At 61.2% G+C, this 17,735-nt stretch carries 11 protein-coding genes, 1 tRNA gene and 1 pseudogene; 12 read left to right on the plus strand and 1 reads right to left on the minus strand.

Going from position 1 to position 17,735, the window contains the following annotated elements; all coding sequences use genetic code 11:
• Positions 1-407: 407 nt before the first annotated feature.
• The 4 genes from Q0K12_RS10975 to mcrC all read left to right on the plus strand — a co-directional run bounded on the left by Q0K12_RS10975 (position 408) and on the right by mcrC (position 5,073).
• Positions 408-1,781: a hypothetical protein gene (locus tag Q0K12_RS10975; RefSeq protein ID WP_297262906.1), complete on the plus strand. Its 1,374-nt coding sequence runs from the start codon at positions 408-410 to the stop codon at positions 1,779-1,781.
• A gap of 14 nt (positions 1,782-1,795) precedes the next feature.
• Complete coding sequence (locus tag Q0K12_RS10980; protein WP_297262908.1) at positions 1,796-2,074, plus strand: DUF1653 domain-containing protein; 279 nt, start codon at positions 1,796-1,798, stop codon at positions 2,072-2,074.
• Positions 2,075-2,165: 91 nt separating this feature from the next.
• Complete coding sequence (locus Q0K12_RS10985; protein WP_297262909.1) at positions 2,166-3,926, plus strand: AAA family ATPase; 1,761 nt, start codon at positions 2,166-2,168, stop codon at positions 3,924-3,926.
• A gap of 1 nt (position 3,927) precedes the next feature.
• Positions 3,928-5,073 carry a 5-methylcytosine-specific restriction endonuclease system specificity protein McrC gene (mcrC, locus tag Q0K12_RS10990; RefSeq protein WP_296304144.1) on the plus strand — a complete coding sequence of 382 codons (1,146 nt, stop codon included), beginning with the start codon at positions 3,928-3,930 and terminating at the stop codon, positions 5,071-5,073.
• Between the two features lie 159 nt (positions 5,074-5,232).
• Here the strand turns inward: mcrC and Q0K12_RS10995 are convergent.
• Positions 5,233-5,308 (minus strand) — tRNA-Lys (locus Q0K12_RS10995).
• Positions 5,309-5,538: 230 nt separating this feature from the next.
• Between Q0K12_RS10995 and Q0K12_RS11000 the strand changes: the two genes are divergently transcribed.
• From Q0K12_RS11000 to Q0K12_RS11035, 8 genes and pseudogenes are all read left to right on the plus strand, one after another.
• Positions 5,539-7,593, plus strand: a complete 2,055-nt coding sequence (locus Q0K12_RS11000) for a cytochrome c biogenesis protein CcdA (RefSeq protein ID WP_297262910.1) — start codon at positions 5,539-5,541, stop codon at positions 7,591-7,593.
• Between the two features lie 1,000 nt (positions 7,594-8,593).
• Positions 8,594-10,107, plus strand: a pseudogene (locus tag Q0K12_RS11005) (rhamnan synthesis F family protein).
• Positions 10,108-10,138: 31 nt separating this feature from the next.
• A complete protein-coding gene (locus Q0K12_RS11010) occupies positions 10,139-10,990 on the plus strand; it encodes a glycosyltransferase (protein ID WP_297262911.1) in 852 nt (283 codons plus the stop codon).
• Positions 10,991-11,422: 432 nt separating this feature from the next.
• Positions 11,423-13,066: a flagellar basal-body MS-ring/collar protein FliF gene (fliF, locus tag Q0K12_RS11015; RefSeq protein ID WP_297262921.1), complete on the plus strand. Its 1,644-nt coding sequence runs from the start codon at positions 11,423-11,425 to the stop codon at positions 13,064-13,066.
• A complete protein-coding gene (locus tag Q0K12_RS11020; protein ID WP_297262913.1) occupies positions 13,047-13,271 on the plus strand; it encodes a flagellar M-ring protein FliF in 225 nt (74 codons plus the stop codon). Before fliF ends, Q0K12_RS11020 begins: the two co-directional genes overlap by 20 nt.
• Before the next feature lie 143 nt (positions 13,272-13,414).
• Positions 13,415-14,410, plus strand: coding sequence for a flagellar motor switch protein FliG (fliG, locus tag Q0K12_RS11025; RefSeq protein ID WP_297262915.1), 996 nt, complete (start codon positions 13,415-13,417; stop codon positions 14,408-14,410).
• A 31-nt stretch (positions 14,411-14,441) separates the two neighbouring features.
• The gene (locus Q0K12_RS11030; protein ID WP_297262917.1) at positions 14,442-15,923 is read left to right on the plus strand and encodes a FliH/SctL family protein; all 1,482 of its coding nucleotides are present in this window, start codon (positions 14,442-14,444) and stop codon (positions 15,921-15,923) included.
• A 6-nt stretch (positions 15,924-15,929) separates the two neighbouring features.
• Positions 15,930-17,447, plus strand: a complete 1,518-nt coding sequence (locus Q0K12_RS11035; RefSeq protein WP_297262919.1) for a FliI/YscN family ATPase — start codon at positions 15,930-15,932, stop codon at positions 17,445-17,447.
• Positions 17,448-17,735: the final 288 nt, after the last annotated feature.

A 17,735-nucleotide genomic window follows, 5' to 3' on the forward strand; every position in this document is an offset into this window, starting at 1 on the left:
AGCCTCCGTGCCGAGGAAAAGCCCCCGCAGGGCAGGGGAAAGCCTTTGTGCCGGGGGAAACCTGCATCCGAAAGGGGGAAGCTTCCTGTGGGGCAGGGCGCAGGCCGGGAGGATTTTTGTAACGCCAGCGAGCCGGGGCGCGGAGGCGATCCCCGCAGCGCGGGAGCGCCGATTTGCCCCCAGCGGCGAGCGGCGGACAGGGTACACGTCATGCGACAGTGACGCCGTTCGCCACGCGGACAGGGGAGTAGGGGGTCGTAGGGGGTGTAGAGGGGCCGGCCCCTCTCACCCCCTGCCCCCCGCCGGGAGGCGACCACGCCCGGATGCCGGGCAGCATCCGTCATCCAGCGAGAAAAGAAATAAGAAGGAAACAACGCCTCTCCCCGCCGGGAGGCGACCACGCCCAGATGCCGGGCAGCATCCGTCATCCAGCGAGAAAAGAAATAAGAAGGAAACAACGCCTCTCCCCGCCGGGAGGCGACCACGCCCGGATGCCGGGCAGCATCCGTCATCCAGCGAGAAAAGAAAAAGAAGGAACCAAGCCCCAACGCCGGGCAGTAGCCGCCAGCCAGCAAGAGAAAAGAAAAAAAGAGAAAAGACGACACCCGACACCCCACCGAGGCCCCTGCCATATGTCCGACAGTCCAGAACAAGCGGTCCGGCCCACAGCGGCCCAGCCTACCGGAAAGTACGGAGCGGGTATCCTGTCCATCCTGCTGCTGGCGGGGGGCTTCCTGCTTTTGTACATCCCCGCCATGTGGATGCTTGCGGCTTTGAAATGGGCGGATAAGCCGCTGCTGGTGGCCGTGGCTCTGCTGACGCTGGCGGCCGTGGCCCTGCTGACGCTGACGGGCTGGTGTCTGGCCCGGCGGCGGGGCTGGGACGACCAGAAGCGGCACGCCTGCTTGCTGGGACAGTCCCTGTTGTACTGCCTCGCCATCACGCTGCTGGAAGCCTTTCTGATCGCGTGTTGCATTTGCGGCTATTGTGTTTGTGGCTTCAGTGCGCGCGACGTGTTTTGGTACAACCTGTCTCAATGCATCCGGCTGCTGCAATTCCTTCTTTCGGCGGTGAGCGTATATCTGCTGTACCGGTCGTTCGCCTTGCTGCCCGGACGCCTCCGTACGATCCGCGGGCGCAGCGAAAAGGTCGCCTTGACGCCATCGGGCGGCGCTCTGCCGGCAAAAAAGCGTCCCGTGCCCGACGGGCCTGATCAAGCGACCTGGCCCGCCGGGAAGGGCGGTTCCTGGGTCATATCCTGTCTGTTGTTGACGGCATATGCCCTTCTTTTATATGTCCTTCCTTTCTATGTCCTCCCCCTGAGCATAAGCATGTCCTGGGAAGGGGCCTTCCAGCTGCTTGTGATCGCGATGCTGCTGACGCTGGCGGGCTGGTGGCTGGCCCGGCAACGAGGATACGCCCGGCAGGAAGAGCAGGCCCGTTTTCACCAGCTGACCTTGCTGTGCGGCCTCGCCATTCCTCTGTCGCAGTCCTTTTGGCCGGAGATCAGGCTGGCCGGCGGCGGCTTGGGCCGCGTGGTCGACGCCCTGCTGCATCTGGATATGTATGCGCTTCGTCTGGGCATCCAGGCGCTGCAATTGGGGATAGCCGTGCTGGTCTGCGTGCGCCTGTGGCGGAGCATAGGCGACGTGCTGCCCCGGCGGCCCCTCAGCGGATGCCGGGACTGCGGCAAGGTGAGGCTTATAGCGTATCTAAGCTTTCAGTTGCTGGTTGTCGGGGTGCTGCTGGGCAGCATCATATATTTTTTCCGCTTCCGTTGAGGATAGGAGGTCGTATGGTGGCCTTTTACCGGCATTTCAAGGGAAAATATTATCAGGTGGTGGGCGAGGGACTGGATACCCGCGACGATTCGCCCATCGTCATTTATCGGACGCTCTATCCGTCGGAGCACGCGCTCTTTTCGCGACCGAGGGCGGAATTCCTGGGCATGGCCCGCCTGCCGGACGGCCGGGAGGTGCGGCGCTTCACGCCGGTAGAGGTGGACGACCTGCCGGAAGAGGCCCGCGCCCGCCTGTGCGCGAGCTTGCCCGTGGCGGACGAGCCGCTGGTGTAGAGGAGTGAGCGCGGGCTTTTTGAAGAGACATTCTGCCCGGCGAGGCGAACGAAAATCCGTTGTGCGGCCGGAGAGCGAAAGGGGGAACTGTATGGAACTTCACAAGCAGGACATGGCCGCCTCCCGGCCGGGGAACGTGGAACAGACAGCCGGAGCAGAGGAAGAGTTCGCTTGGACTGTGTTTTATACGGCGATAGCCGACAAGCTCCTGACTTTTCGGAAAAGGCGCGGGGAACTGATCGAGGGCATCCACGCGATCGCATCTGATGTCGATTGCCTTTCCATCCTGCAGGACAAGCTGGCGGATGGGACGTCCGTCCCCTTGCGGGACATTTGTCCCTTCACGACGATCGGTATTTTCAATCGAGGCATAACATCGGCTAATCGGCGTCTTCTGGCGGGACGGCTTGCCCGGCTACTGGGCGTTTCCGAGGAGGTCCCGCATAATTTCGACGGGATTCCTCTTCTCAATAATCAGAGGTCGTGGTTTTTTGCCTACAGCAGGGAGCGCGGGGAGGACGACATAGACGTGCTGTGGGACGTGTTCGCCAAGGCCATCGCCCTTGCCGACTCCGGCGAGGAAGCGGCGAGGGCGGACTTTTGCGCTGCCTATGATGAGGCGATCTCCCGGCCCTATGTCAAGTGGAACCTCAGCATCGGGCTGTACTGGACGCGCCCCTGGTTCTTTCCGCCCCTGGATAGTTCGTCCCGGGACTATATCGAAAAATACTGTGGCATCCACATAGAATATCCCTCCTCGGGGTGCTGCAACGCGGAAAAATATTTGGAAGTGCGGAACAAGCTTGCGGAGCAATTCCATAAACCGGACTCCTCCATCAATTCCTTTCCGGCCTTGTCATTTGCCGCTTATGACGGGGCGCAGGCGATCCCCACTCAGAAAGCGGCCCCGGTAGTTCCGGATACGCAGCCTGCCGTCTCCGCCATGCCGGCGGCTGATGCGTCCGGCAGCTATGACGTGGAGCGCATCCTGAAGGAGGGGTGCTTTGTTCCGCGGGAAAAACTGGAGATGATGCTTGCCCGCTGGCGCGACAAGAAAAACCTGATCTTGCAGGGGCCTCCCGGCACGGGGAAAACCTGGCTGGCCCGGCGGCTGGCCTATGCTCTGATGGGAGAGCGCGACGCCGACCGCCTGCGTGCCGTACAGTTTCATCCGAACCTTTCCTACGAGGATTTTATCCGCGGCTGGCGTCCGGCGGGCGAGGGCAGGCTCACATTGTGTGACGGGCCGTTCCTCGAGATGGCGGACATGGCCGGGAAGTCCCCCGACAAGGTGCATGTCGTCCTGATCGAAGAGATCAACCGCGGCAATCCGGCCCAGATATTCGGGGAGATGCTGACCCTGCTGGAAGCGGACAAGCGGACGCCCGATGCGGCGCTGGAGCTTGCGTACCGCCGCACGGACGGTGAGCGTGTCTACCTTCCTCCGAATCTCTACATCATCGGGACCATGAACATCGCGGATCGTTCCCTTGCGCTGGTGGATCTGGCGTTGCGCCGCCGTTTTGCCTTCATGGAGCTTGAGCCGGTCTTTTCGGATGCATGGCGGGACTGGGTCCATGCGCATTGCGGCGTGCCGAAGGATGAACTCGATAGGATAGGTCAAAATCTTAAGACGCTGAATGACAAGATAGCCCTTGAGGCTGGCCTTGGGCCGCAATACCGGGTGGGGCACAGTTATGTCACGCCACCTGCCGACAGCAAGATCGAAAATGTCGGGGAGTGGTTTCGTCAAATCGTGGCAACGGAGATCGGTTCGTTGCTTGACGAATATTGGTTCGATGCGCCGGACAAGGCCGACGAGGCCAAAAAATTGCTGTTGAAAGGATATTGATATGCAGTCCTCGGGCAGACGGGAGGTCATCCCTGGCGAATGCGAGAAAATCGGCGCCATTCCTGTACGCAATCTCTGGCTGCTCATGCTCTACGCCTCGCCGCTGTTCCGGGAACTCGACAGCGCCCATGTGGCAGTGGAGGACATGCCCGATGAGCTCCCGGACATATTGGCGGAACTGCTGTGCCGCCGTGTGGAAAAGCGCATCCGGCACAGTCTGCGTCCGGGCTATCGGCATCGCGAAGAGGTGCTGTGCCGTCTGCGGGGACGCGTCGATCTGCTGCGGACGGAGCGAAAGCATCTGTTGGAGCGCGGCAAGGTGGCCTGCCGCTATGACGAGCTGACCGTGGACACGGTGCGCAACCGTTTTGTGCTGGCAGCTTTGGAAAAAGCCGCCGGGCTTGTCCGCAGGGAAGAGCTGGCGTGTCGCTGCCGTTCACTGGGCCGCGCGTTGCGGCACATGGGCGTACGCGGGGAACGCCCGACACGTCAGGAGGTATCCCGTGAGCGTATCGGCCGGCATGACGCGGAAGATGGCGCCATGCTTGCGGCGGCGCGCCTGATCTTCGACTTTGCCCTGCCGTCGGAATCGGCGGGAGATGTCCTCCTTTCCCGCCCGGACAGGGAGAATATGCACTGGCTACGAAAGCTGTTTGAAACGGGCGTGGCGGGATTTTATGATGTGGCGCTTTCCCCTGACGGCTGGCGGATCGATCCCAATAAGCCGCTGGAATGGCAGCAGCGGTCGGACCTCTGCGAGGGGATGAACGAGATATTTCCCGGTATGCGTGCCGACATCATCCTGACGCATCGAGGCAAGGGGAGGCGTATCGTGGTCGATACCAAGTTCACGGTCATGTTGGAGGACGGCCATTATCGGGAAAAGACGCTGCGCAGCAGCCATATTTATCAGATGTACGTCTACTTGCGCTCTCAGGAGGGAGGGGAGGAAACGCTTGCCGATACCGCCACCGGGGTGCTCCTCTATCCGTCAGTGGGGGAGCGGAGACAGGGAGCCGTCGTCATCCAGGGGCACGAACTTCGCTTTGCCGCGGTGGATCTGGCGGCATCGGCACGCGAGATACGGGAACAGCTCCTGCAGGCCGTGGGCGAAACTTTCCACTTCCTTGCCGCCTGCGCCCCATAGAGCATTTCCCGTTTGAAACGCAAAGTGTGTCAAACGGAAAATGCCCTAAACAGAGGGGCCGTGTTGCGGCAGAGGCCGTTCCGCCGGGCGGGCATATCGCCTCCGCAGGTCTGCATGAAAAAAAGCCCTCGCGGGGATACCGCAAGGGCTGTTTTTCTCTGGTGGGCCATCAGGGACTCGAACCCCGAACCAACTGATTAAGAGTCAGCTGCTCTACCAATTGAGCTAATGACCCGCTGTGCGTGAGTTGTCTTCTACGCGTCGAGGCTCTGCTTGTCAACGCTTTTTTTGGTGAGGAAAAAATTTTTTTTTTGTGGTAGGGAGGGGCAACGTCTGGAAGATGGCGCAATTCCCTGCCGCGCGGCATGCCGGATGGCGGCGGCCGGCGGGAGGACAGGGAGCGCGGAGATCGCCGCGATGCGCCCGGGACAGAGAGGGGAGAGGGAGCGTATCCCTGAAAAAAATATGAAGAAAAGCTTGTTTTTCCGGCAGGCGCGGCTGGCGTCGTTCCTGCTTGTCTTTTTGCTGCTGGGGCTGACCGCTGCCGGCAGCGCGCCCGTCCTCGCGCAGGATGTCGGCGTGCGGGTGGAGGCGGCGCAGGATAACGGCAGACGTTTGCTTGTCGTGAGCCTGAGCGTTCCGTCCGGCTACCATGCCTATGCGCACAGGGCGGGGGACGCGGGCCGTCCCACCACCCTGCGGCTGTCGGTCAACGGCGGCAGGCCGCTCCCGGTCTGGTATCCTGACGGGGCCATGCAGCGCGATATCTATGATCCCGACGCCACCGTCTTCGTCTATGAAGATACGGTGCGGCTCTTTGCGGAACTCCCGGACGGGGAGGACGCCCGTTCCGGCGAGGCGGCGGAGCCGGGCGCGGGCCTTCCGTCCGGGGCGGCCGTGTCCCTGTCGGACGGCGCGTCCCGGTCGGGCGGCAGCGTGCCCCTGCCCGGCGGCGCGGGACAGGCCCGGCAGGGCGATGCCCCGGCTGCGGGCCAGCTTTCCTATTCGCTGAACATCAGCCTGTTGCTGTGTTCCTCGCGTCATTGTCTGCCTGTCGATCAGGAACTGCGCGGCGAACTGCCCGCGTCGCCGTGGCCGGAGGCCGCGCAACAGTCCTGGTACGGGCAGTGGCGGGAGCTTTCCCGGCAACAGCCTGTGGAAGCCGGCGCCGCCTACGAGGGCGGGACGCGGTTTTCCTCCGGCGGGGGCGACTCCATGGCGAAATCGGTGGAGGCCTTTCTCGGCCGCAGCCGTCAGAAGGAAGCCTTGCCGGCCCCGGCGGACTTCGACTTTGCGCTGGAGCCGCGTTATGAAGCCGAAGCCTTCGAGATCTCCGGTTTCGGCATGGCGGTGCTGGTGGGCCTGCTGGCCGGCCTGCTGCTTAATGCCATGCCCTGCGTGCTGCCGGTGCTGACCTTCAAGGTCAGCGGCTTGCTGCTCATGGGCGGCACGGCGGACAAGGAAGGCCTGCGCCGCTTCCGGGAGCACAACCTGTTCTTTTCCGCCGGGGTGCTGACCCTGTTTACGGCGCTGGGATTGCTGTTCGGCGCGGCGGACATGATGTGGGGGCAGCTCTACCAGCATGAGAGCATCCTGCTCGTGCTGCTGGTGCTGGTCTTCCTCATGGGGCTTTCCATGCTGGGCGTGTTCACGCTGCCCGTCATCGACCTCAAGGCCGGAACGGACAGCCGCAATCCCCGCCTGCAATCCTATTTGACAGGGCTGGTCTCCACCTTTCTGGCCACGCCGTGCAGCGGCCCCATGCTGGGCGGCGTGCTGGGCTGGGCCTTCACCCAGTCGCTGGTGGTGCTGGTCGTCATCTTCTGGGCCGTGGGCGTGGGCATGGCGCTGCCCTACATCGTCTTCAGCATCTGGCCGCAGTTCGCGCGCGTCCTGCCGCGACCCGGCGCGTGGATGAAGGTCTTCGAGCGCTTCCTCGGCTTCTGCCTGCTGGGCACGGCGCTCTATCTCCTCTCCATCCTGCCGGTGGCCAAGCACATGCAAGTGCTCATGGTCCTGCTGCTGGTCTCGCTGGGGGCCTGGCTCTGGGGGCAGTTCTGCGGCCCGGCGGCCCCGGTCCTGCGGCGGCGGCTGGTGGGCATGCTCTGCCTGGGCATCCTCATCGGCGGCGTGGTCTGGGTGCTGCGTCCCGTATCCCCGCTGCCGCACTGGCGGGAGTTCTCCTCCGAGGCTTTCGTGGCGGAACTGGGCAAAAAGCCGCTGCTGCTGGAATTCACGGCGGATTACTGCCCCAACTGCAAATTCCTTGAGGCTACCGTCCTCACCGACGAACGCCTGCGCAGCCTGCGCGCCCGCTACGGCATGGAACTCGTGCGCGTCGACCTGACCGATCCCGACGCTTTCGCCATGCGCCTGCTGGATGCGCTGGGCAGCCGCAGCATTCCGCTGACGGCGCTCTTCCCGGCAGGGGAGGGGGCGCGGAATCCCGTCGTCCTGCGGGATGTCTATACCGCCGGTCAGCTTGAGGACGCCGCGGAACGCGCCTTCTCCGGCTCCTGATGCGGAGCGCGCAACAAGCTGCCGGCAGCCGCCGCGCGTCTGGCCGGTCTGTCGGAGCGAAGGCCGCCGGGACATGCTTCCCGGCGCTCGTGGTGCAAAAAGGCCGTTTGCGGCCCTTTTCGCATGGACATAAAGCTGACGTCTTGACCTCTCGAACACGTCGTGCGGAAGAGGGGAGCGCGGCCTTGCCGTCCCCGGGCATGCTGTGAGCCTGACGGCAGGCTTTCTTGATCCGCCAGCCGGGGGAAGCTGGCTGTACGGGGCGGGAGTTTTCTGCCCGTCGCCGGACAATGGCGGGCCTAGGGCATTCTGCCTTTGAAAAAGGCAAAATGCGAGGCGGCGGCACAGCGACAAAGTCGGGGCCGCCCGGCCCAAAGTGAGCGGAAAAACCGCATTTTTTCGCAAACGCCAGGCCGTATGCTTTGGAACGCGCAGCGTTTCAAACGGGAAATGCTCTATTGGAAGGCACGGGGCAGCCGTCTCCGCTCTGGCATCCCGGCAAGTGCAGGGGCTCCGTCCTCCCCCTTTGGATGTATTGTAGCGCGTGGAGAAAGTTGTTAAAAAGCTGCCTGCCGTACCGTTCCGTCTGCCACACGAACAGTCATGACGTCCATATGGCGGTAAACAGCGAAGGGAACTTTTTGAAATGCGTAAAAATATTCTGTATTACATAGAAAAATTTTTTGCAGAGCTTAAAGATGGAGGTGTGGAAGGTACCTTCTATAAAACGCGCTCTTTTTGTGAAAATAAAATATTTTCACGCATGAATCTGCCCGCCCCCCTCCCCCGGCGCATATCGCTTTTACGCAGACTTTCCCTTTCTCCCTCCCAGGCCCGCCGCAAGGCGCTCAGCCTTGTTGGCGACTGTCTGGATGGCTCTTGTTCGCTGGATGGCGCATATGTCATCCAGCACGGCGGCGAACAGGATTTCAGCAGGGAAGCCGTCGTGCTGCTGGCTCATGGGGATCCTGAAAATATCGTCGATCCCTATGTCCTGCATATGGCGGAGCAGCTCAGGCAGCTGGGGAAAAAAATCGTCCTCTGTTCCGCGGCTCCGCTGGCGACACTGCCGCAAGAAGTGGAGCGTTTTGCCGCCATCGTCTGCCGCACCTGCGCGGGGGATGATTTCACCAGCTGGAAAGCCGCCTTTGAGGCCTTTCCTTCATTGTATGAGGCCAGGGAAATCACGCTATGCCATGACAGGGTATTTGCGCCGGTGGGCTCCTATGCCCCGGCATACCAGAAAATGGCGTCCATTTCGTGCGATTTCTGGGGCATGAAGTCATGCCCCATATGCAGAGCTTTCACCTCGTGCTCAGGGAAAGGACGCTGCGGCATCCGGCCTTCAAGCGATTCATGGCGGCTGTTGCGGCAAATGACTCGCGGCACATCGCTTCCGGTTATGAAGTCAGATTTTCGCTCTGGCTTGAACTGCATGGACTGCGCGCGGGCTGCTACCGCCCCTATACGCTGCTCGCTCCAAAGATCATTGATCCTCTTTTCAGATGGAAAAAATGCCTTCGTGACGGCATTCCGCTGGTAAAGCGCGACTTCTTCATGGAGGAAGGCCGTAGGGTCGCTCTCCCCGCCTGGCAAGATGAAATGGAGAAGTACAACTATCCTGCCCGGCTCATCAACGACTATTTTCACCGGATCGGTCTGGATACTTCCTCCGTCCTCTGCCCCGGGCAACGCAGTGCGGCATGGCCGCCCAGCGTCTTTGCCCGCTACAGGCCGTTGCGCCTGCCGCAGGAAGAAGCGGGGGAAGAAGCGTTGCGGACCGCCGCCATCGTCCATTGCTACTATCCGGAGGTGTTCCCTGTCCTGCAGGAATATCTGCGCAACCTGCCTTCCACGACCCATATCTACATATCGACGGATACCGGGGAAAAGCGTAAGCTCATCCAGCAGCAGCTGGGAGCCATGCATTTTTCCCGGGCAGAGGTCAGGATCTGTCCCAACAAGGGCTGGGACATCGCTCCCTTTCTGGCAGGCTTTGGCGATATCATCCCGCAGTATGACCTCATATGCAAAGTCCACGCAAAAGTATCGTCCCATGTGGTCAAAGACCGCTCGGCGTACTGGCGGGGGTTGCTTTATGGTTCGCTTCTGGGGGACGGACGGCATGTCCGGCAGATCCTCAGGCTCTTTGCGGACAGCCCGGAGCTGGGCATGCTCGTTCCTCCCAGCCTGCCGTATTATCCCGTCGGGATGGGAGAAAATGCCGGGATCCTCCTGCCGCTGCTCCAGAAGATGGGCATACGGCTTCCCCCAAAGGAAGCTTTCGACTTTCCTGTAGGGTCCATGTTCTGGGCACGCAGCGCGGCTCTGCAGCCCCTGCTCGACCTGCGGCTTGGCTTTGCGGATTTCGGCGATACCAATCCCAAGCGGAGAGACAGAACGTTGGCCCATGCTATCGAACGCGCATTTCTATTCAGCTGCTGCAAGGCAGGCTACGTTTGGGGGCGCATCTCGCCTGGTAAGTTAAATGTGCCGTTGGCAGCAACAGATTAAATGGTGCTGCATTTTTTACCGGCATCAAGCTGTGAAAGAGGTTTTTGAAATGTGTAAGGTTAGTGTCATTATCCCATGTTACAACTGTGGAAATGTTATATTTGATGCAATATATTCTGTAAAAGAACAAACTTTTTCAGGCTGGGAGATAGTTGTTGTTGATGACGGATCAACAGATAAAGAAACAATAAATATTCTAAATCAACTTGAGAGTGAAAAAATAAGATTGATTCGACAGGATAATCGAGGCCCTGCCCATGCTCGTAATATGGGAATCTCACAGGCGCGGGGAGAATTTATACTTCCTCTTGATGCCGACGATACAATATCGCCATACTATATGGCAGAAGCAGTCCCTCTGTTTGAGTGTAATCCTAATCTAGGGATTGTATATTGTCGTGCCCAAAAATTTGGTAAAGAAACAGGGGAGTGGAAATTGCCTGAGTATACGAGCCAGAGAATGGCCTTTGATAATGTGATTTTTGTTTCTGCTTTTTTTAGGAAGTCTGATTGGTGTCTAGTTGGTGGATTTCCAGCGTATACACGCCTTGGGATGGAAGACTATGCTTTTTGGCTGCGTATTCTTAGTTTAGGTCGAGAAGTATATAGAATAAATAAGATTCTTTTTAACTATAGGATACAAGATACCAGTAGATCAACGATATTTAATAATGACGAGAATAAAATGGTTGAGACATATGCTGCCATTTTTCGGGATAATTTTGATTTCTTCTGTAATAATATTGAAGGATTGTATCGAGGGGTATATGAGTATAGAAATAGGTTGGAAGATCTTGAGAAATATGACATAAGAAATATCATAAAGAGAATTCCAATTATGCATGGTGTTGCTAAAGCAATTTGGAAATTTTTAAAAAAATAACTAGATACAAGTTTAAAATGTTTATAAAGATGATAAGGGGCTAGTGTTTCTCCACAGTGATGCAGACGGCTTGCCGTTCCGACGCTTTCCGCCGCAGCGAGCCGCCCTCCCGATCTCCGGGCCGCCGTCCTGCCGGACGGATGTTCCCGTCGGGGAGCATGGTACACGCAAGGTAGCCCTCGCCTCACCTGCTTCAGGTCAGGGAACTGACGCAGACCAGCCCCGCCGGATCGCGACGGAAAACCGTTCGCTCCCGCCGGAGAGGGGAGGGGACAGGGCGTCAAAATATGAACGCTGACAGCGGGATAGCCAAAGGGTAAAAAAATATTTTAATGATTATAGTATGTTGTGATAACGGCACGTGAATTGCATAAAGGGGGCGTCTGCGGTCCGCGACCGCCTAACGTAGGAGTAAGGAAGTTCGTTATGCCGATGCCAGCCCCCCTTAACAATGCCGTGAATCGTTTCAGAGACTCGTGGTCCAGCATGAGCACCGCCCAGCGCGTGCTTTCCGCCGGCGGCGCCGTGATGCTGCTGGCGGCCATCATTGGTCTGTCCATTTATGCCACGCGTCCTGACTACCGCGTCCTGTACTCCAATCTGAGCGGCGAGGATGCCAACCGCGTCGTCAAGATGCTGCAGACGGACAAGATCCCGTACAAACTTGCCGACAACGGCACCACCATCATGGTGCCGCAGGAAGTGGTCTATGACCAGCGCATCAAGATCGCCGGCGAAGGCGGACTGGTGGGGCAGGGCATAGGCTTCGAGATCTTCGACAAGGTCAAGGTCGGTCAGACGGACTTTGTGCAGAAGATCAATTATGCCCGCGCGCTGCAGGGCGAACTGGCCCGCACCATCAGCGAGTTCCCCAGCGTGGAGAGCGCCCGCGTGCACCTGGTCATCCCCAAGCGCAGCCTGTTCGTGGAAGAGCGTGAAGAGCCTTCGGCCTCGGTGGTGCTCAAGCTGAACAACCCCAACGCCAAGCCGGACCAGAAGGAGATCACCGCCATCCTCAACATGATGGTCATGTCCGTGGAAGGCCTCGACAAGCAGCACGTGTCCATCACGGACAACGGCGGCAAGGTGCTCTATCAGCCCGAAGAAGACAGCCTCGCCGGCGCGTCCAGCACGCAGATGGAGCATCGTCTGCAGGTGCAGCGCAACCTTGAGCGCCGCATCGAGGAAATGTTGCAGCCGCTCTTCGGCCCCGGCCGCGTCATCGCCAAGGTCAATGCCGACATGGACTTCAGCCAGAAGACCATCCGCCGCGAACTTTATGATCCGGAAAAGACGGCCGTCCGCAGCGAGCAGCGCAGCGAAGAAGCCCAGCAGGGCCAGGCCAACCTGGAAGCCGGCGCGCCGGACACCAACTTCCGCGGGGACGGCATCACCGGTTCCGTGTCCAACCAGAACGGCAGCCGCGAGACCCGCACCACGAACTACGAGATCAACAAGGAAGAACAGCAGATCGTGTCCAACGTGGGCGACCTGCGCCGCCTGACCGTGGCGGTCATCATCGACGGCACCTATCAGAAGGTGGACGGCGCGTGGTCCTTCATCCCGCGTACGGCCGAAGAACTGGCGCAGGTCCGTCAGCTGGTGTCCAATGCCGTCGGCCTGGACAGCGCCCGCGGCGACTCTCTGGAAGTGAGCTCCATTCCCTTCTCCGGCTCCGAGCCGCCGGCGGAACCCAACTTCGGCGACCTGCTGTCCGACTACGCCGAGCGTCTGGGCAAGCCGCTGCTCAATGCCCTGCTGGCCTTCCTCTTCCTGATGCTGGTGGTGCGGCCCGTGGTGCTGGCCCTCATCCGTCCGAAGGTCGAAGCCGGCGAGATGGTGGAAGGTCTGGAAGGCCTGCCCGCCGCCGAAGAACAGCTTGCCCTCTATGAAGCTCTGGAAGAGGCCGCCAAGGGCGAGGAAAAAGCCCTGGAAGCCGGCGAAGAGGACGACGAACTGGTATTCAAGGATATCGAAGCTCTCAAGGCGCACATTTTCTCCCTGTCTGACCAGCATATGGAACAGGTGGTGACCCTTGTGCGCGGGTGGATGAAGAATGAAGCCAAAGCAGCCTAATGTGCAGCCTGCCGCCAGTGAGGGCCATGTGCCCTCGCTGGCGGAATTGCGGGCTTACCGCCACGCGCAGAAGGAGACCAACCGGCGCGTGGAGGAATTGCGGTTACGGCTGTTTCGCATGACGGAACAGCACATGGATCAGGCCATCCGAATCATCAAACGCTGGATGGACGCCGCCGATAGCGACACCTCAAAAAAACGCTAGACAGCGCAAAATGGACGGAAAACCCCGTCATCCGCTGCATGAGAGGGAGGCCGGGCCTCCGTCCGCCGCTCCGGCGGGGTAGACAGCGGCGTATAAGTACATTATCAGATTCAGGCTGAATTTGTTCCAAGGAGACGTCCGGGATGGTTCTGACAGGTCAACAGCGCATAGCCGTATTGCTGCTCGCCATGGGCGACAAGTTCACGGCGGATGTTTTCAAGCGGATGGAGCGGCAGGAGATCGCCAACATTTCCAAGGCCATCGTGGAGCTGCCCTCCGTGCCCAAGGAAACCGTGGAGGAAGTGCTGCGCGAGTTCCACGAGTCCCTCGTGGAAGGCGTGGACATGATTTCCGGCGGCAGCGACATCTTGAAGCGCCTGCTGGTCAAGAACCTTGACCCCGAGACCGCCAAGTACATCATGGACGCCCTGAACCTCGATACCGGCCCGGCGCCCTTCCGCGAGCTGGAACAGGTCAGCCCGCGTCTGCTCTCGCAGATTCTGCGTAACGAACACCCGCAGACCCTTGCCCTCATCATGGGCCACCTCAACCCCGATCAGGCCGCCAATCTTTTGACGAGCCTGCCCGCCGGCGTGCGCGCCGAAGTGCTCATGCGCCTGGCCCGCCTGGAGACCGTGCCGGAAGACATGCTCCTGGAAGTGGACAAGGTGGTCACCAGCCAGCTCATCGCCATGGGCGGCAAGGAAGGCAAGAAGGTGGGCGGCGTGCAGTCCGTGGCCGAGATCCTCAACGCCGTGGACCGTGCCACCGAAGAGGAAGTCCTCTCCGAGATCGAAGAAGACTCCGCCCAGATGGCCGAAGATATCCGCAACCTCATGTTCGTGTTCGAGGACTGCAAGAATATCGACGACCGCGGCGTGCGCGAGATGCTCAAGGAAATTTCCAACGAAGACCTCACCCTTGCCCTGCGTGGGGCCAGCGACGAGCTCAAGGAAAAGTTCTTCCGCAACATGTCCGAACGTGCGGGCAACATGATCCGCGAAGAACTGGAGTACATGGGGCCGACCAAGCTGTCGGACGTGGAAGCCGCACAGCAGAACATCGTCAAGATCGTGCGCCGGCTGGAGGCCGAGAACAAGCTTGTGGTCAGCCGCGGCGGCGGGGACATCTTTGTCTAGCGGCTGAAGACGGCAGGGCGGAGAACGGGACATGTCTATGGATCTGCGAAAGAAATGGGGCACCATCTTCATGGGCGATCGCGAGGCTTCGATGGCGCAGCTGGAAGCCATGCAGGAGCCTATCCTCAGGGAACAGGAGCGGCAGCAGAACCAGGAAGACTACCTGGAGCGCGTCAAGGCGCGTGCCGTGGAGCGTGCCCGTCAGATCCTTGGCGAAGCCTATGCCGAGCGCCAGCGCGTGCTGGAGGAAGCCAAGCGGGAAGCGCAGGAGCATTATCAGCGCATCATCTCCGAGGCCGAAAGCATCCGGCAGTCCACGCGTGACGGTTACGAGACCATGCAGCAGGAGCGCGGCAAGACCAGCAAGGAACTGGCTGAAGCCGAGCGCATCCGCGCCTCAGCTCATGAAGAGGGCTACAAGGCCGGCATGGATCAGGTGGCCGGGGATCTCCAGCAGATCCGCTTCGAGCTGGCGCAGTACGTCGGCTGGATGATGCAGTCCGTCCAGGCGCAGACGCACGACATCTGCCGGCAATGGCGCGAGTCCCTGGTGGAGCTCACCAAGGCCGCCGTCAGCGCGGGCACCGGCTATGTGCTCAGCACCCAGCATGAGGACGTGCTGCGTTCGCTCCTGCTGGCCGCCGTGCGGCAGCTGGAAAACAGGACGACCATCACCGTGCGCGTCCACCCCGAAGACGAAGAGGCCGTCACCGATATGTTTGCCGCGGCGCGCGAACGCGTGCCCGAGCTCCAGCAGTGGATCGTCAATACCGACGACAAGATGGAGCCCGGCGGCTTTGTGGCCGAGAGCTGCAGCGGCAGCGTGGACTGCCGCCGGGAGCACTTCCGGGAACTGGTGGAAAACATCCTGGTGCACCTCGGCCTGCCGACCACGGATGAAGACCGTGCCAACGACGAGAAGGAAGCGCGGCTTCTGGACATGCTGCTGGAGCGCGCCGGCCGGCTCGGCCCCGAGCCGGTGAAGGCGGCGGAAGCCGAACTGCCCCCCGCCGCCGATGCGGCCGCCGAGGAGGAAGCCCCGGCCGATGCTGACGCCGCGGCGGAGGTCGAGCCCGTTGCCGGCGATGTGGCCGCGCAGGCTCCCGGCGAAGACGGCGAAGCGCCCGCGGACATGGCGGAGGAGACCTTGCCGCCCGCCACGGAGGACGAGAACCTGCCGGCCCCTGTGGAAGACGATGAAGAGGATCTCCTGCCCAATGATCTGGAGATCGACAGTCTTCCCGACAATTTTGATGAAGACCCCCTCCTGCCCGAACCCGACGGCATGGACGTGGCGGCGGGGCAGGGGGACGTCATCCCCGAAGCGTATTTGCCGCCGCTGGGCGACGATGACGGCAGGCGGCCCACGCCCCCGCCCACGGTCGCCCGCAGCAAGAAGGCGGATCCCACGCTTGAGGAGCTGGAAGAGGAGCTTTTCCCGCTGGAAGATGATATGGATGAAGCCCTGTTGCAGGGGGGCTTCCTTGCGCCGGAAGACGAGAAGAAGGGGTAGCCCGCCATGCTGCTTGATCCCCAGGCCTGCAGCCGTCTGCTGCGGGCCAGCAATCCTGTCCGTTCCTACGGCAAGGTGACCAAGGTGGTCGGCCTCGTGGCCGAAGGCAGCGGCCTGCGCGCGCCGCTGGGCGCTGTCTGCCACATGCTGCCCGATGACGACGCCCACGGCATCGCCGCCGAAGTGGTCGGCTTCCGTGAGGGCAACCTGCTGTTCATGCCTTACGGCGACATGCGCGGCATCCGCCCCGGCAGCCGTATCCGCAATACCAGCCTGCCGCCTGTCTTTCCCGTGGGCCCGGATTCGCTGGGCCGTGCCTTTGACGCCTTCGGCACGCCGCTGGACTCCGGGCCGCCGGTCAGCACCGAGCTTTGTGATTCGCCCCTCGGCAACGCCGATCACGGCAAGGCCGATTTTGACGCCCAGATGGCCGCGCAGGCTTCCTTCAAGCCCGCCTGGCTCAAGGAGGCGCGTACCAAGTGGCAGGCCGAGCTCGTGCCCATCTACGCCGATCCGCCAAGCCCTCTCATGCGTCCCCGCATCACCGACATCCTGGATGTGGGCGTGCGGGCCATCAACAGTCTCATCACCCTGGGCAAGGGGCAGCGCGTGGGCATCATGGCCGGTTCCGGCGTGGGCAAGTCCACCCTCATGGGCATGATGGCCCGTTACACGAAAGCTGACGTCAACGTCATCGCCCTTATCGGCGAACGTGGCCGCGAAGTGCTGGAATTCATGGAGCGCGACCTCGGCCCCGAGGGCATGGCCCGTTCCGTGCTGGTCATCGCCACGTCCGATCAGTCGCCGCTGGTGCGTATGCGCGCGGCCTATTCCGCCACCGCTGTGGCCGAATATTTCCGTGACAAGGGGATGGACGTCCTGCTCATGATGGACTCCGTGACGCGCTTTGCCATGGCCGCGCGCGAAGTGGGGCTTGCCGTGGGCGAGCCGCCGACCACCAAGGGCTACACGCCTACGGTCTTCGCCCAGCTGCCCAAGCTGCTCGAACGCGCCGGGCGTTCGTCCACCGGCACCATCACCGGCATTTACACCGTTCTGGTGGACGGCGACGACTTCAACGAGCCCATCGCCGACGCCGTGCGTTCCATCCTCGACGGCCATATCGTGCTCACGCGCGAGCTGGCCGACCAGGGACATTTCCCGGCCATCGACGTGCTGCGTTCCATCAGCCGTCTGCGCTCGGATATCTGCACCCGCGAGGACGTGCTCGCCGGACGCGTGGTGACGCGCCATATGAGTACCTACCGTCGCGTGGAGGACATGATCAATATCGGGGCCTATGCCCGCGGCAGCAACCCAGAGATCGACGAGGCCATCGCCAAGATGCCGGCCATCAATGCCTTTCTGCGGCAGGATGTGGCCGAGCCCGAATTCCTCGAGGGCTGCATGCAGAAACTCCGCGACCTCGCCGCCTCCGGTCAGGGGGCGCCGGGACAGCCCGGCCTGCCGGGCAAGCCGCCCGTACAGCCGGGGTTGCCCATCAACATGCCCCCCAAAGGCTGATACCACCCACAAAACGCTCCCAACGGAGCGTTTTTCTTTTTTCTTTTTTCCTTTTCTTTCCGGTCGCTGGCTTGCGGCTTCGGCCCGGCATCTGGGCGTGGTCGCCTGCGCGGCGGCATTTTTTCTTTCTTATTTCCGCCGCTGGCTTGCGGCTGTTGCCCAGCATTGATGCGTGGTCGCCTCCCGGCGAGGGGCAGGGGGTGAGAGGGGCATGCCCCTCTACACCCCCTACGACCCCCGTACTCCCCTTGTCCGGGGGGTGGAAGGCGTTTCTATCGCATGTCGTAT

Origin of the sequence: uncultured Desulfovibrio sp., assembly GCF_944324525.1 — a bacterium.
Taxonomy (GTDB): domain Bacteria; phylum Desulfobacterota; class Desulfovibrionia; order Desulfovibrionales; family Desulfovibrionaceae; genus Desulfovibrio.

Coding starts and splice junctions, on each gene's coding strand:
- Q0K12_RS10975 (WP_297262906.1), top strand. CDS start 408: ATGCCGGGCAGCATCCGTCATCCAGCGAGAAAAGAAATAAGAAGGAAA.
- Q0K12_RS10980 (WP_297262908.1), top strand. CDS start 1,796: ATGGTGGCCTTTTACCGGCATTTCAAGGGAAAATATTATCAGGTGGTG.
- Q0K12_RS10985 (WP_297262909.1), top strand. CDS start 2,166: ATGGAACTTCACAAGCAGGACATGGCCGCCTCCCGGCCGGGGAACGTG.
- mcrC (WP_296304144.1), top strand. CDS start 3,928: ATGCAGTCCTCGGGCAGACGGGAGGTCATCCCTGGCGAATGCGAGAAA.
- Q0K12_RS11000 (WP_297262910.1), top strand. CDS start 5,539: ATGAAGAAAAGCTTGTTTTTCCGGCAGGCGCGGCTGGCGTCGTTCCTG.
- fliF (WP_297262921.1), top strand. CDS start 11,423: ATGCCAGCCCCCCTTAACAATGCCGTGAATCGTTTCAGAGACTCGTGG.
- Q0K12_RS11020 (WP_297262913.1), top strand. CDS start 13,047: ATGAAGCCAAAGCAGCCTAATGTGCAGCCTGCCGCCAGTGAGGGCCAT.
- fliG (WP_297262915.1), top strand. CDS start 13,415: ATGGTTCTGACAGGTCAACAGCGCATAGCCGTATTGCTGCTCGCCATG.
- Q0K12_RS11030 (WP_297262917.1), top strand. CDS start 14,442: ATGTCTATGGATCTGCGAAAGAAATGGGGCACCATCTTCATGGGCGAT.
- Q0K12_RS11035 (WP_297262919.1), top strand. CDS start 15,930: ATGCTGCTTGATCCCCAGGCCTGCAGCCGTCTGCTGCGGGCCAGCAAT.